The organism is Pseudomonas sp. BP6 (genome assembly GCF_017875935.1).
Lineage (GTDB): Bacteria > Pseudomonadota > Gammaproteobacteria > Pseudomonadales > Pseudomonadaceae > Aquipseudomonas > Aquipseudomonas putida_Y.
The window spans coordinates 2,804,071-2,818,130 of the sequence record NZ_JAGINI010000001.1; the positions used below are offsets into that span (position 1 = coordinate 2,804,071).

Genomic DNA, 14,060 nt, shown 5'->3' on the forward strand with positions numbered 1-14,060 from the left:
CATGCGAGTCCTGTTCATGTGCACGGCCAACAGCTGCCGCAGCATCCTTTCCGAAGCAATGTTCAACCACCTGGCACCGCCCGGTTTCGAGGCAGTCAGCGCTGGCAGCTTCCCCAAGGGCCAGGTGTTGCCACGCAGCCTGAGCACGTTGCAGCAGGCCAATATCTCGACCGAGGGCCTGAGCAGCAAAGGCAACGATGCGTTCGAGGGCACCCCGCCAGACATCGTCATCACCGTCTGCGACAAGGCCGCAGGCGAAGCCTGCCCGGTGTATTTCGGCCCTGCGCTGAAGTCACATTGGGGGCTGGAAGACCCGTCCGATGTCGTGGGTGACGAAGCTACGGTCGATGCGGCTTTCCGGGCCACACTGGCCCGCATCGAATCTCGCTGCCAGGCCTTCTTCGCGCTGCCGTTCGATCACCTCGACCGCGAGCAGCTCAAGCACGCGCTGGATCGCATCGGCTCGCTTTGAACAGGAAGAAAACATGTCCGAGCAACTGCCTAACCTCGACCTCACGCTGTTCGACCTGCCGCCTTCGGCAACCCCGACCTGCGAACACAAACCTCGCATCCTGCTGCTGTACGGGTCTACCCGAGAACGCTCCTTCAGTCGCTTGCTGGTAGAAGAAGCCGCGCGTCTGCTGGAGCACTTCGGTGCCGAAACCCGCACCTTCGACCCGTCGGGCCTGCCGCTGCCTGACGATGTACCCGTGGAGCATCCCAAGGTGCAGGAGCTGCGTGAACTGGTGCAATGGTCAGAAGGCCAGGTGTGGTGCTCGCCGGAGCGCCATGGGGCGATGTCTGCAGTGTTCAAGGCACAGATTGACTGGATTCCCTTGGCGCTGGGGGCATTGCGCCCCACCCAAGGCAAGACCCTGGCCGTGATGCAGGTGTGCGGCGGCTCGCAGTCGTTCAACGTGGTCAACCAGTTGCGCGTGCTGGGCCGCTGGATGCGGATGTTCACCATCCCGAACCAGTCTTCGGTACCCAAGGCTTATCTGGAGTTCGACGATGCTGGGCGGATGAAGCCATCGCCCTACTACGATCGCGTGGTTGATGTCATGGAGGAGCTGGTAAAGTTCACCGTCCTGCTACGCGACCGCCAGGCATTCCTGGTGGATCGCTATTCGGAGCGCAAGGAAAGCGCCGAGCAGCTATCTGAGCGGGTCAATCAGCGATCAATCTGAAGCAAAGGTGATTCAGGACAGTGGAAACGACAAGCTAGCGGCCAGCCCGCCAGCGGCTCTGTTTTCAAGACGTACCTGCCCACCCATGCGGTCGATGATCGTCGCGACGATGGAGAGCCCAAGGCCAGCACCATTTTGGCTATTGCGGCTATAAAAGCGCTCGAATACACGAGAAAGGCTCTCCTCATCGATACCCGTCCCTTCATCCTCGACGACCAGTTCGACGCTGCTGTCCAGGCGCTTCAGTGACACGGCTATCCGCCCCCCAGGCGGTGAATGTTCTACCGCGTTGGACACCAGGTTCTGTAGCGCAATGCCCAGCGCGCCGGCGTCGATCTGCAGGTGGTGGTCCCCTTCGTCGATGTCCAGCGAGGGTTCCAGGCCACGGTCCAGTATCCATGGGGTCAGTTCAGCCAGGGTTTCGGTGACGACCTCGGCCAGGTCGACCCGGGTGCTGGCTCGCTGCCCCAGTCTTGGCTCGACGCGGGCCAATGTCAGCAACTGGTTGACCACCCGTGTCAACCGATCGACCCCGCCCACAAGAAAGCCCAGGGCTTTCTGGCGCTCGGCATCATTGCTGGCGGCCAGCGCGTTCTGCGCGTGCAGCCGCAGTACGGCCAGAGGCGTACGCATTTCGTGGGCAGCATCGGCAATGAAGCGATGTTCACGCCGCAGCAGATCGTCGATCTGCGCCAGCAAGCGATTGATGGCGGCCTGCATGGGCTCCAGTTCAGTGGGAAGCGGTACCAGTTGCAGCGGCTCCAGCGAATCGGCATGGCGTCTGCGGATGACATTGGCCATGTTCTGCAGTGGCCTCAGCCCCCAGCCGATCGCAGCCCACACCAGCAGTGCCAACGCCAGGCTGCCAAGCAGGAACGGGAACAGCGTGTGGCGAACGATGCGGTCGATCAGGTCGTAGCGCACATCATCACGTTCACCCACCCAGATAAGCCAGTGTTTTTCCGGCACCGGCAAAACGAAGCCGCGCCATTGTTCACCGCCACTGGAAAAGTCGTAGAACCCTGGAGCAGTGGGTGGTGGGTCGATTGGCGGCGCACTGGGTGTATGCACCAGCAACGCCATGCCTTCCCCCCAGACCTGGAACGCCAGTTTGCTTTCGTAAGGGTGCCCCACCTGATGGCGCCCTGCTTTGCCCAAGGCGTCATTGAAGGCCTGATAAAGCGCATCACGCGAGCCCTCTTGTACCGGCATGCTCATGACGCCTTGCAGCAAACGCGCGTTCTGGGCCAGGTGCGCGTCATACACCTCGTTAATTTCGTGGCTGCTGTCGTGGTAGTTATAGAGCGCGAGCAAGCCGGTACCGAGCAGCAGCAAGAGCATCACGCGCCACAGCGTGCGCTGGCGAAGCGAGGTCATGCCTTGACCTCGACCAGATAGCCAATGCCGCGCACCGTGCGAATCAGGCCGTTGAACAGCTTCTTGCGCAGGTGGTAGATGTTCACCTCCAGCGTGTTGCTCTCCGGCTCTTCATCCCAGCCATACAGCAGCTGAGTCAGGCGCTCACGCGTGAATACCTTGCCGGGCTGTGCCAGCAGCTCATGCAACAGCACATACTCTTTGGGGGTGAGCACAACCTCGACGCCGTTGTATTGCACTTGTTGGGTGGTCGGGTCCAGGCTGACCCCGGCATGCTCGATCAGCACCTTGGCGCGCCCGACGCTGCGCCGCAGCAAGGCGCGCAAGCGTGCCTTGAGCTCGTTGAGGTCGAAAGGCTTGACCAGGTAATCATCGGCGCCGGCATCCAGGCCGGCAATGCGATCATCGAGGGCATCCCGTGCGGTGAGGATCAGCACCGGCAAACTGTCGCCGCCGGCGCGTAACCGCCTGAGTAGCTCGAGGCCATCCATACGGGGCAATCCAAGATCCAGGATCACCAGGTCGAAGGTCTCGTGCTGCAACGCATGCAAGCCACTGACACCGTCGCGCAACCAGTCGAGGGTGTAGCCCTCCTGGCGCAAGCCGTCGCAGATCCCTTCCCCCAGCGCGATGTCATCCTCAACCAGCAACAGCCGCATGTTCAGTCCTGTTTGTCCTTGATGGCCTTGAGTAAAGCATCGATATCGGCACGCCGGCCCTGGTCAGCCAACTCACGCCCCGGCCGGGGCGGTGCCTGCAAGGCTTTCTGCAGGGCTGCGGTAGCTTCAGGGTAACGCTTTTGCCGATACAGATGATCGGCCCAGAAATAGTTGCTGTCGATACCGTTGGGGTTGATCTGCAAGGCTTTGCGCAGCATCTTGTCGGCCATCTCGGCATCACCGAAACCGATAGGCCAGCCGGGCACCTGGTCATACAGCGTGCCCAGGCTGGTGTAGGCCGAACCCTGCAGGGCGTTGGGGTCCAGCTTCATGGCCTGCTCCAGGCTGGCTTTCGCCGCCTTGACCTTGCCCAGTGCACCGAGGCCACCCGTCGCCCCCGCCCAACTGCTGTTGATGATGCCCTCCCAGATCAAGGGTTCAGGTGTGCCGGGATACTGATGAACAAACGTTGCAGCATCGCCTGCCAGCTTTTCGAAGGCGTCGGCACGCGTGTCCTTGGGCTGTTGGTACTGAATCTGCGCCCAGCGCTGCTGCAGATCGCTCAGGCGCTGTCTGCCTGCCTGGTCCAATGCCCAGGTGAAGGGGGCGAATGCCAGCAAGCTGGCGATGAACAGACGCTTCATTGGTTCGACTCCTTGGAATGGCTACCGATATAGCGGCGAATGACAGGCAGTTGCTTGCGCAGTGCGCGGTCGACCATGCCCGGCAACATGCCGTTGATTCGCACGAAGAGCTTTTCCGGCCACCCCAGATAAAGCTCGGTGCGCTCGGATTGCACCGCCTGAAGCACAGCACGAGCGACGTCCGCAGGGTCGTCCATGCCAACTTTCAGCGCTTGATTAAGCGCAGTCGCAGCGCTGCTGTTCATTGTTGTGCGGGTCGCCCGGGGGGCGGCATACAGCACGTTCACCGTGGTATCGGCCAACTCGCGGCGCAGCGCTTCCGAAAAACCACGCAGCGCAAACTTGCTGGCGCAGTAGGTGGCGTAGCCGGGGTAGCCGATCGAGCCATAGGTTGACCCGACATTGACCACCAACGCCTTGGGCTGAGCGCGCAGCAACGGCAGGCAGGCGCGTGTCAGTTGCAAGGGCGCCTTCAGATTGATGTCCAATAGCTCGTCCAGCGCATGCTCATCCAGCTGGTCGAGCAGAGCGAAGCGATTCACGCCAGCCGCGTTGATCAGCACATTGACAGCCCCCATCTCGCGTGCCCGCTCGATGACGTGTTCGCGCCCTGACGGGCTGCGCAGGTCGGCTTCCTGCCAGCGCAGCCGGTCGGGGTACCGATTCATCAGGCCAGCCAGCTTGCCCATATGCCGGCTGACCGCCAACACTTGGGCACCGGCAGCGCAGAGCTGTTCAGCCAGTTCCAGGCCTATGCCCCCACTGGCGCCGGTGAGGATCACCACGGACTCAGCCAAACGCATGGTGCACCTCTTGCTGCCCGGCACGCGGCAAGCCCTGGAACATCTCGGTATACAAGCGGTAGACGACCTTGGCCGCGTGGAGGACGGCCTGCTGGTCACCGGCATCGTCGAGACGGTCCATCAACTGTTTGTAAGTCACCATGTGGTCCTGATCGAGCGCACCGTGCGAGCTAAGGTAGCTGAACGCCTGGTCAGGCAGTGCCAATGTGTTCTGGATAACGCCCGCCGCCTGGGTGGCAAGGGCGATGCTGGTGCCTTCGAGCACGTTGACCATGCCGAACAACCCGACCGGGTTGCCGCGGGCGATCAGGTCGTACAGGTAGGCGACCATCAGCTCGATGGATTGCACCGGCTGGCCATCGCGCACGGCCTCCCAGTCACCGCCGCACGCTTTGATGTCGTTGAGGATCCACTGCTCGTGGCCGTATTCCTCCTCGATGTATTCGCAGACCGCGCCGCGCAGCCACTCCAGCCGTAGCGGCAATCGTGCCCCACAGGCCATCATCAGCGGCACGGTATGGCGCACATGGTAATAAGCCTGAGTCAGGAACGCGACGTAGCTGTCCAGGCTGACCTGGCCGGCCAGGGCCTCGCGGATCACCGGTACGGCGAACAGCGCCTGACGCTCTTGGGCGGTTTGTACTTGCAGGGTGTCGAAAAAGGACATTATGAACCTCACAACGAGATGTCGGATAACAGGGTGTGGTAACGCTGCAAGATCGCCTCACGTCGCGGGCGGCCATTGGCAGTCAGGGTTTCGTCAAGCGTGCTCAGAGGCACAGGTAAACGGCGCCAGGCATGCACCCGGGCGTAATCGGGCAACCGCACGTTGCATTGCTGTACGGCCTGTTCGATGGCCTCGTCGCTGATGCCGGGATCCAGTGGCCAGAGCAAGGCAAGGTTGTTTGGCAGGGCTTCGCCATGCACGAAAGCCTGGGCGATCACGCCACTTTGGCTCAGCTCGGCTTCCACCCACTCCGGGTTGACGTTGCGCCCGAAGCTGGTAATGAACTGGTGCTTCTTGCGGCCATCCAGATACAGGTAGCCATCCTCATCGAGGTGGCCTACATCGCCTGTTGCCCACCACTGCCCGGTTACAGGCGGCTCTCCCAGGTAGCCCAGCAATATCGAGCCGGCCACCAGGACTTCGCCATCGTCGGCGATGCGCACCTGCACATGCGGCAACGGCTTGCCAACGCTCCCCGGGCGTACAGCCCCTGTGCGGTTGAGCGCCACTACCGAGGCGCACTCGGACAAGCCGTAACCTTCGAACACCGGCAAACCGACCGCCTCGGCCCGCGCGAGCAGGCTTGGCGATACCCGAGCACCGCCTACCGCCACCAAACGCAGTGGGCCGACCCGCATCAGCCCACGCTCGATCGCTGTCACCAACCCCATCAGCAACTGCGGCACAAGGATCAGGCTTTGCGCCCCACTGAGGGCGATTGCGCCCAGCAGGCGCTTGAAGTCGACCTGGCTTGCCCCACCCATCCCCAACTGCTGCTGTGGATAGAGCTGCACACAAGCGCCAGCCATGAGCGCGGCGTAGACGCCCAGGTTTTCCAGCAAAACGCCCAGTGGCAGTACCGCCAGGTATCGCTGCGGCTCGGCTGGGCGGCTGGCGGCCTCCAGCTCATGCGCCACACGCAGCATGGTTTCAGCGCTCAGGCACACGCCTTTGGGCGTACCGGTGCTACCGGAGGTGTAAGTGATCTTGGCAGTGCCCTCAGGCAGCGCCGGGGCGACAACACGGTCACGCAGCCAGACATTAGCTGGTGCCTGCCGGTCAAAGCCAAGCGCAGTGAGCTGATCAGCCCACTGCGCCTCGCACACCACCGCCGTGACTCCGCTTTGCTGCAAGCAGTGCTGGAACTGGGCTGCGCTGAAAAACGGCGGCACTGTCACACTGGCGCGTTCGGCGAACAGCGCCGCCAGATCCCAGAATAGCGCTTCGGGCCCGTTATCCAGCACCACGGCGAAGGTTCCCGCAGGTTGGTTGCGCAGGCTGGCCGCGCGAGATTCGACTTCGTCGAGCAGTTGCTGGTAGGTGTAACACTGCGCATCTCCCTGGACGGCCACGGCGTCAGGATGTTCCAGGGCGTGTTGGCGCAACAGTGCCTGAAAGGCTGTCAGTTCATGCCGCATGGCCGGTCTCCAGGGCTAACATGGGAAACCCAAGCCGCTCGAACATGCCCGCCTGCTTCAGGGCATCGAAGCCAAAGCCTATGTTGCCGGCAAATACCTGGGGGCGCTGGTCGTAGTAGGTCCCCCATTGGTCCACTTGGCCCTGCAGGCGCGCAGGATCCGCTGAGGCCAGAACAGTGGGCACCAGCCCCAGTCGCCGGAAACTGTTGAACAGTGTCGCGGCGCCCGTGAATGCCACCCACTCCAAACCGCGCATGGCCAGCAACCACGTCACGGCGATGATCATTATTCGAGCGCTGCCGGCGCTGAGCGAGGCCAGGTTGCCTACTTCTACCATGCAGTTGCGATCCGCCGAGGCACCGGTTACCCGTGAAACAGCAGATTCCAGAGGCTCGTCCAGATACCGCTCAAGGAAGAGCGGCCCTTCGCTGGCAGGTCGCATGCCTGCCGCCGCGATCAGGCGACCGTGGCTACCCTGCAAGGCAAGCAGTTCCGGCAGGTAATGCTGCACATCCGCCTGGTGCACGCTGGCAAAGCGCTCGTGTATGAAGTGCTCCAGCTCGCCGCGCCCTTGATCGCCGCTGAGGTTGAGAGAAAGATGCGCCTGATGATCGACATGGCTACCGATGGGTAACGGAAGCAAACTGTGCCATTGATGAGACTGAGTCATGAAGTTTCCCCCGCCTAGGTGCGACGAAGGGAATTATCGGGGCCGAATCTGAATGCAATCTGAAGTCGGCTACTGTCGGAACGCCTTAGCCCGGCGCTCGTTCATGTGCTGCATTCACTATGATCGAGCACGACGCGTACCCAGCTCGATCCAGACGGGCGCATGGTCGCTGGCCTTGGCCTCGTTGCGCACCCATGCATCGACACCCGCCCGTTTCAAATAAGGCGCAAGCTCGTGGTTGAGCAACAGGTGATCGATTCGCAGCCCGGCATTGCGGGCCCAGTGGTTACGGAAATAGTCCCAGAAGGTGTAGACACGCTCGTCCGGGTACAGATGGCGTATGGCATCGAGCCAGCCCTGGTCTAGCAGTCGTTGGTAACACGCTCGCGACTCGGGCTGCAGCAGTGCGTCCTTCAGCCAGGAACGCGGGTTGTAGATATCCATGTCGGTGGGCACGACATTGAAATCCCCTGCCAGCAGCGTGGGGTGGCCACTTTCATAGAGGCTGCGCGCATGCTGGATCAGGCATTCGAACCAGTGCAGCTTGTAATCGAACTTGGGCCCGGGCTGCGGGTTGCCGTTCGGCAGGTAGAGACAAGCGACCAACACCCCGTGTGCAGCGGCTTCCAGATAGCGGCTCTGGCTGTCCTCTTCCATGCCGGGCAAACCGCGGCGAACCTCGTGCGGATCGCTGCCCCGCACCAGAATGGCCACGCCGTTCCATGACGGTTGCCCATGATGAAGGCTGCCATAGCCTGCCGCCTCCAGCTCCGCACGAGGGAACTGCTGATCGGCCGCCTTCAGCTCCTGCAGGCAGGCGATGTCAGGTTGCTCCCGCTCCAGCCAGGCCAGCAGCGCCGGCAAACGGCTGCGGATGCCATTGATGTTGAAGGTGGCAATCTTCAGCGCTTTCATGCGTCCGGGTCGCTCACATGGGCCTGCACGGCATCTTCCAGCGCGCGGATGTGCGCCTCAGCGGCCAGCGCCTTGAGCGCCAACCAGTCGTCCCAATCGATGGCACCGTCGTCGCGCAGGGCCTCGGCTGTGCGAAGCAGTTCATGGTGGTAGGCATCCGGTGACGCGCGCCGGTAACTGATGTCGTCGTACTGGGCGTACCAGGCTTCAAGCGCGGCAATGTTGCGTTCGATGCTCATGAAAGCGTCCTCGCTGTACCCTTTGCTTGTCAGAACCTGGGCACAGCGCGACGTTCAATCAGGGCGTCACTGAAAGTAATGGGGATACAGCGCCATGTCGCTCTCCAGCTTGTCCGCATCCGCTGCCCTCTTGCGCACTTCGGCATAAAAAAGCTGGCACTGGTTCTGAAACCTGGTGAAATCGCGGTTGGCAGCTTCAATGGCACTGCTCAGGTCGCTCCCCTCAAGGCCCTCGACAAGTCGCTGTGACGAGGTATACGCCTGCCAGCAGGCTTCAACCTGCTGCAGCCCCTTTGCAAGGTTCTCGGTGTCGATAGTCGCCATTGCTGCACCCTCTTTGGACCGACCCTGGTCCGTCAGTGTGAATCGCCAGAGCGACGATAACGGGATGAAGCCTGTAATGACGCGCTTCGGCTGAGAGCGTAGACCATTCCAGCGCAGATCACGCAGGGTCAACGCAGATAGTCCTGAACCCACTTCACCCAACAATCAGCGCCAATCTTCACCAAGGCATCATTGAAATCGTAGTGGGGGTTATGCACCGAGCAACCATGGAACTCGCCCGTGCCATTGCCCAGCATGAAGTAACAGCCAGGCCGCGCCTGCAACATGTAGGCAAAGTCTTCGGTGCCCATGACCTTCTTCGGCATCTTGTCCAGCAGCGCGCCGTCGGCGAACAGCGGCCTCAGGCTGTCACGCAGCAACGCGCTTTCGTGATCGCTGTTGCACAAGGCGGGCGCCAGTTGGGTGAATTGCACCTCGATCTCCACGCCATAGCTTTCTGCGTGCCCCTTGGCCAGGGCGTCAATGCGGCTGTTGATCTTCTGCTGGGTCTGGGCCGTGTCGGTGCGCACGCTCAGCAACATGCAGGCCTCGTCAGGGATGATGTTGTAGACAGTGCCGGCCTGGATCATGCCGATGCTGATCACGGCGTAGTCCTCGACGCTGAGGTTGCGCGACTTGATGGTCTGGATGCCACTGATCAGGCTGTTCAACGCCATCACCGGGTCTACCGACAGTTCCGGCATCGCACCATGCCCGCCTTTACCGGTAATCCGAATGCTGACACGTTCGGAAGACGCCATGGTGGGCCCCGCCTGCACCACGCACGTGCCCACCGGCAGGCCGGGCATGTTATGCAGCGCATACACCGAGTCGCACGGAAAGCGCTCGAACAGGCCGTCGTCGATCATCGCCTTGGCCCCCGCCAGGCCTTCCTCGTCGGGCTGGAATATCACGTTCAACGTCCCGTTGAACTGGCGTGTAGCCGCCAGTTGCGCAGCGGCTGCCAGCAGGATCGCGGTATGCCCGTCATGACCACAGGCATGCATGCGGCCGGGAATCTTGCTGGCATGCGCAAACGCATTCTTTTCGCCCATGGGCAGTGCGTCCATGTCTGCGCGTAAACCGATGCTGCGCGGACTGTCCCCCACTTTCAGCACGCCGACCACTCCATGCCCGCCCACATTGCGATGCACTTCATAGCCCAAAGCTTGCAGCTTGTCGGCTACCAGGGCCGCTGTATCGGGGGTGTCGCCGCCAATTTCCGGCGCAGCGTGGATCTGCCGGCGCAGCATGACGAACTCATCCAGCTCGGCGGCTGAGCCCGGTGTTTGATTGCTCTGCAAAATACCCATGTCACTCGCATCCTTTGTTTTCAGGGAAGTATCTGAGGCAGGCCAGGCTGACAACGCCGCCGGCCAGCAGGAAGTAGGCTGGCGCCAACGGCGTGCCCAGCGCTGCAATCAGCCAGGTGGCCACCAACGGCGAAAAACCACCGAACAGGGTCACACCCAGGCTGTAGCTGACCGAGGTGCCGAAAGAGCGCCTGGCCTTCGGGAAGCCCTCCATGATCAGCGCGAAGAACGCACCGGCACCGATGCAGGTCGGCAAGATCAGGATCGCCACGCCCATCATGGCCAGGCCCATGTGCTGCACGTGCCCAAGCAGATAGAACACGGGCAGGGTCAACACCACCGGCGCGGCGACCGTCCACACCAGCAGGCGTTTTCTGAGCTGATACTTGTCGGCGAATTTACCGGCCAACGGGCAGATGACTGCCATGCAGCCGCTACTGATACAGGCAATTGCCATCGCGCTGCCGGATGGGTAATGCAAGGCCGTGGTCAGGTAGGTCGGCATGTAGAACACGAACAGGTACATGCCAATGGTCGAGCTGGCCATCAGGCCGATGCCTTGGGCGATGCGTTTGAGCAGTTCGGCATCCAGCCCCTGCTCTGCCTTCTGCGCCGGTGCGGCCTCATGGGTTTCCGGCAACCGTGTGCGTATATACCAACCGACCGGCCCGATCAGCAGGCCGAAGATGAACGGTATGCGCCATCCCCAGCTTTCCAGCGCGGAAGGGTCGAGCAACTGGCTGAGGGCCAGGCCAAAGCCGGCCCCCACCAAGGCGGCATAGCCCTGGCTGGCAGCCTGCCAGCTGACGCTCTGGCAGCGATTGCCGACCGCACTGGATTCCATCAGGAACACCGACGCGGTACCGACCTCCCCGCCTGCCGACATGCCCTGGATCAGCCGACCGGTCACCAGCAGCAACGTGGCGAAAATCCCGATCTGTGAATACGTGGGCGCAAAGGCAATCATTGCGGTGCCCAGGGTCATCAGCCCGATGGTCAGGCTCAAAGCGGCCTTGCGTCCATGCCGGTCCGCATAGCGACCGATGACCATCGCCCCGACCGGGCGCATCAGAAAACCGACGCCAAAAGTGGCCAGCGACATCAACAACGACGCCATGGCCGAGTCGGAGGGAAAGAAATGCTTGCCGATCAGTACAGCGAAGAAGCTGTAGATCGTGAAGTCGTACATTTCCAGCGCATTGCCCAGCGAGCAGGCGACCAAGGTTTTACGGGAGGACGACACCTGCGCGGCTGAATGCGCACCTTTTTGCAGGCTCGGCGATGTGGGTAGCGGTCTGATCATTGTTATCTCCGTTGGCAAATCGCGGCGTGCAGCGAATATCAGCCAATCGGGCACTCAATACACTTGCGCTTTCGGCATGTGCCTAACCAATGGTTAATCACCCGGAACGATCGTTGGCCAAAATGCCCTGAGCTGGCGCACCGTTCGCCCTCGCTCCGCGCGCGGCCCCAAAAACGCCCACAAGCCAGCATCCGTAGCGCAGCGTTGACGCTGTTACGAAGCCCTTCTAAAACGGATGCGCTCGCCAATCCACACGCCGCGCCAGCCCCTGATTAACCAAACGGCATGACCTGACCGAATAAGCAATCACGCTGCAACGTTCTGTTCACCGACGCTAAAGCCACCACATCACCGTGCTGGCCTGGAGTCGTGAATGAACACTCGCACTACGTCGTTGCTGTTGATGATCCAAGGGGTTTGCCTTGCTGCGCAGGCACAGGCAGAGGGTTTTCCGACGCTCGCGCGGATTGCGCCGGGTTTTGGTTACTACGGGGTTGATTACGGCTTCGATGACACGCTCAAGGTGTACGGCACCGTGGATGCATTCGCCAGCTATCACGATTCCCAGCACCACTCGGGTTTCAGGCTGGCCGGTGGCGGCGCCTGGACCAACAAGCTCGGGCTGTACGCACGCAAGGCGCTTGACTCCGATACCGTCGTGGAGCTTGACGTCGAGGAGGGTTTCAACCTCAATGGCGAGGCTCTGGAGGGCACCTGGGACACCGTCGGTACCCTGCGCCTGGCGACGGTCGCCCTGCGCTCGCGCACCCTGGGCAAGCTCGAGTTCGGCAAGACCTACGGCATGGCCACCCCCACCTATGCCGACCCGTTCCTGGCCACCTATGGCTCGCCCTACACCTACCTGGCCCTGCCTGCCGCCGGCAAGGGCGCCTTCTACCTTGACCTGCGCCCCAAGCACACCCTGGCCTACACCAGCCCCACCTTCAGCGGCTTCAGCCTCGGTACCGCGCTAAGCTTCGGCTTCGACGATGCCGCCAGCGCTGGGCGCACTGTGCGTGGCGGTGGCACCCGGCTGCAATACCGCAACAGCCGGGTGATGGTGCTGGCCTCCTACAACCGCTACTACAGCGACCCATGGGACGACGGCGGCGTCTTACGTCAGACCGCCAACGACTTCAAGAGCCTGTCGGCGTTCTACGATTTCGGCCCGCTGGCCACCAGCCTCACCTGGCAACGCCAGGACGTGGAGCAGGCCGGCACACCCAGCACCACGCTATACACCTTCGGCATGATGGCGCCGGTGGGCGAGCTGGACGTGCTGCGCCTGGCGGTGATGCAACGCCAGGTCAGCACCCGCGACAAGGACGCGTGGGGTGTGATGATCGGCTATGACCACTTCATCACCCCCCGCTGGGCCCTCTATGGACGCCTCGGCATGATCGCCAACCAGCGCGCCTCGTCGGTCACCTACGCCGGCACCCCGGTGGATCAGGCGGGCGATAACCCAAGCAACGTCTCGCTAGGCATGTACTACCACTTCTGACCCCACGGGGCGGGTCTGCTTGAGCACCTGCCCGCGCAAGCTGTGGAACAGCTCCTGGGCAGGTGCCGTGAGGCTGTGGCGGTCAATGCAGACCAGGTTGATGGGGTAATCCGGAATCAACTCCTGCACCGCCATGGCTACGAACTCGCAATCGATACCGTAGGTAAACCCTTGGTCCACCGCCAGTTCGCTGATGGTCATCAACGATTCCGTGTTCTTCAACAGCTTCAGCGCCATCATCACTGAAGTGCATTCAACGGTGTTCTGTGGCACCCGAAGGCCGTTGGCTTCGAACAATTGGTGAAACTGCGAGGCCTGATCGGACAACTCGTCCAGGCTGATCCAGGGGGCGTATTGCAAGGTGCGCAGTGACTGGCTGAACTTCTGCCGATTCGAGGCGTGGCAAATCACCGTGCCCTTGATACTGCCCAGTGCCTCCCAGTCCAGGCTCAGCCGACTCAGCGGTTGCTGCGAAGTAATGGCGAAGTCCAGGCTGCCATCGCGCAAGCGCTGCAGGATCTGACTGGGGCGCAGGTCGGTGATGGTGATCTTCACCCGCGGGTACTTGCGCCGAAAGGCCAGAATGCTTTCATCGACGCCATCGAGCATCGCCGTCAACGACGTAACCCCGATCGACACGGCGCCCAGCGCCGCATCCTGAATGCTCGCCGCTTCGATCTGCAGGCGGCGTATGCTCTCTACCACGAGGTTGGCATGGCGGATGACACGTTTGCCTTCCTCGGTAAGGGCCATGCCTTTGTGCGACCGCTGCAACAGGGTAAAACCCACCTCCCGCTCCAGCTCCTTGATCGAACGGCTCAGCGCGGGCTGAGTAATGTGCATGAGCTTTGAGGCTTCGAGGATGCTGCCTGCGTTATGAATGGCGACCAGCGCCCTGAGTTGGTGAAGTTTCAACCGTCTGTACCTTGTTGTTAGCGGCCGGTTCGAAAGGTGTTCTGGCAGCCCTGACAACCGTT

At 61.9% G+C, this 14,060-nt stretch carries 16 protein-coding genes; 3 read left to right on the forward strand and 13 right to left on the reverse strand.

From position 1 onward, the window contains the following. The first annotated feature begins 1 nt into the window (after window position 1). Together J3A98_RS12870 and arsH are read left to right on the forward strand one after the other, a co-directional pair. A complete protein-coding gene (locus J3A98_RS12870) occupies window positions 2-472 on the forward strand; it encodes an arsenate reductase ArsC (RefSeq protein ID WP_209966565.1) in 471 nt (156 codons plus the stop codon). 13 nt (window positions 473-485) lie between these two features. Continuing rightward, window positions 486-1,187, forward strand: a complete 702-nt coding sequence (gene arsH, locus J3A98_RS12875) for an arsenical resistance protein ArsH (RefSeq protein ID WP_010953631.1) — start codon at window positions 486-488, stop codon at window positions 1,185-1,187. Window positions 1,188-1,199: 12 nt separating this feature from the next. Here the strand turns inward: arsH and J3A98_RS12880 are convergent, their stop codons facing one another. The 12 genes from J3A98_RS12880 to J3A98_RS12935 all read right to left on the reverse strand — a co-directional run bounded on the left by J3A98_RS12880 (window position 1,200) and on the right by J3A98_RS12935 (window position 11,579). Then, entirely contained in the window at window positions 1,200-2,564 is a 1,365-nt protein-coding gene (locus J3A98_RS12880) for an ATP-binding protein (protein ID WP_209966568.1), read from the reverse strand. After that, window positions 2,561-3,223 carry a response regulator gene (locus J3A98_RS12885; RefSeq protein WP_010953629.1) on the reverse strand — a complete coding sequence of 221 codons (663 nt, stop codon included), beginning with the start codon at window positions 3,221-3,223 and terminating at the stop codon, window positions 2,561-2,563. Before J3A98_RS12885 ends, J3A98_RS12880 begins: the two co-directional genes overlap by 4 nt. Before the next feature lie 2 nt (window positions 3,224-3,225). Then, the gene (locus J3A98_RS12890; protein ID WP_209966570.1) at window positions 3,226-3,867 is read right to left on the reverse strand and encodes a hypothetical protein; all 642 of its coding nucleotides are present in this window, start codon (window positions 3,865-3,867) and stop codon (window positions 3,226-3,228) included. Further along, window positions 3,864-4,670 (reverse strand): SDR family oxidoreductase, encoded by an 807-nt coding sequence (locus tag J3A98_RS12895; protein ID WP_209966572.1) that lies wholly within the window; start codon window positions 4,668-4,670, stop codon window positions 3,864-3,866. The genes J3A98_RS12890 and J3A98_RS12895 overlap by 4 nt, the downstream gene beginning before the upstream one ends. After that, a complete protein-coding gene (locus tag J3A98_RS12900; RefSeq protein ID WP_103462401.1) occupies window positions 4,657-5,337 on the reverse strand; it encodes an iron-containing redox enzyme family protein in 681 nt (226 codons plus the stop codon). Before J3A98_RS12900 ends, J3A98_RS12895 begins: the two co-directional genes overlap by 14 nt. An 8-nt stretch (window positions 5,338-5,345) precedes the next feature. After that, window positions 5,346-6,815, reverse strand: a complete 1,470-nt coding sequence (locus J3A98_RS12905; RefSeq protein WP_209966575.1) for an AMP-binding protein — start codon at window positions 6,813-6,815, stop codon at window positions 5,346-5,348. Continuing rightward, a complete protein-coding gene (locus J3A98_RS12910) occupies window positions 6,805-7,485 on the reverse strand; it encodes a thermostable hemolysin (protein ID WP_209966577.1) in 681 nt (226 codons plus the stop codon). Before J3A98_RS12910 ends, J3A98_RS12905 begins: the two co-directional genes overlap by 11 nt. A gap of 117 nt (window positions 7,486-7,602) precedes the next feature. Further along, window positions 7,603-8,400, reverse strand: a complete 798-nt coding sequence (gene xth, locus J3A98_RS12915; protein ID WP_209966579.1) for an exodeoxyribonuclease III — start codon at window positions 8,398-8,400, stop codon at window positions 7,603-7,605. Continuing rightward, entirely contained in the window at window positions 8,397-8,639 is a 243-nt protein-coding gene (locus J3A98_RS12920; protein WP_209966582.1) for a hypothetical protein, read from the reverse strand. Before J3A98_RS12920 ends, xth begins: the two co-directional genes overlap by 4 nt. 66 nt (window positions 8,640-8,705) lie before the next feature. Next, window positions 8,706-8,963, reverse strand: coding sequence for a hypothetical protein (locus J3A98_RS12925; protein WP_176684079.1), 258 nt, complete (start codon window positions 8,961-8,963; stop codon window positions 8,706-8,708). Between the two features lie 128 nt (window positions 8,964-9,091). Next, window positions 9,092-10,276, reverse strand: a complete 1,185-nt coding sequence (locus J3A98_RS12930) for a M20 aminoacylase family protein (protein ID WP_209966584.1) — start codon at window positions 10,274-10,276, stop codon at window positions 9,092-9,094. A gap of 1 nt (window position 10,277) precedes the next feature. Continuing rightward, a complete protein-coding gene (locus J3A98_RS12935; protein WP_176684081.1) occupies window positions 10,278-11,579 on the reverse strand; it encodes an MFS transporter in 1,302 nt (433 codons plus the stop codon). A 373-nt stretch (window positions 11,580-11,952) separates the two neighbouring features. On the opposite strand from J3A98_RS12935, the gene J3A98_RS12940 reads away from it, so the two are divergent. Then, the gene (locus J3A98_RS12940; protein ID WP_209966585.1) at window positions 11,953-13,083 is read left to right on the forward strand and encodes a porin; all 1,131 of its coding nucleotides are present in this window, start codon (window positions 11,953-11,955) and stop codon (window positions 13,081-13,083) included. Here J3A98_RS12940 and J3A98_RS12945 read toward each other — a convergent pair. After that, window positions 13,060-13,998, reverse strand: coding sequence for a LysR family transcriptional regulator (locus tag J3A98_RS12945; RefSeq protein WP_176684083.1), 939 nt, complete (start codon window positions 13,996-13,998; stop codon window positions 13,060-13,062). The genes J3A98_RS12940 and J3A98_RS12945 overlap by 24 nt on opposite strands. Between the last annotated feature and the right edge of the window lie 62 nt (window positions 13,999-14,060).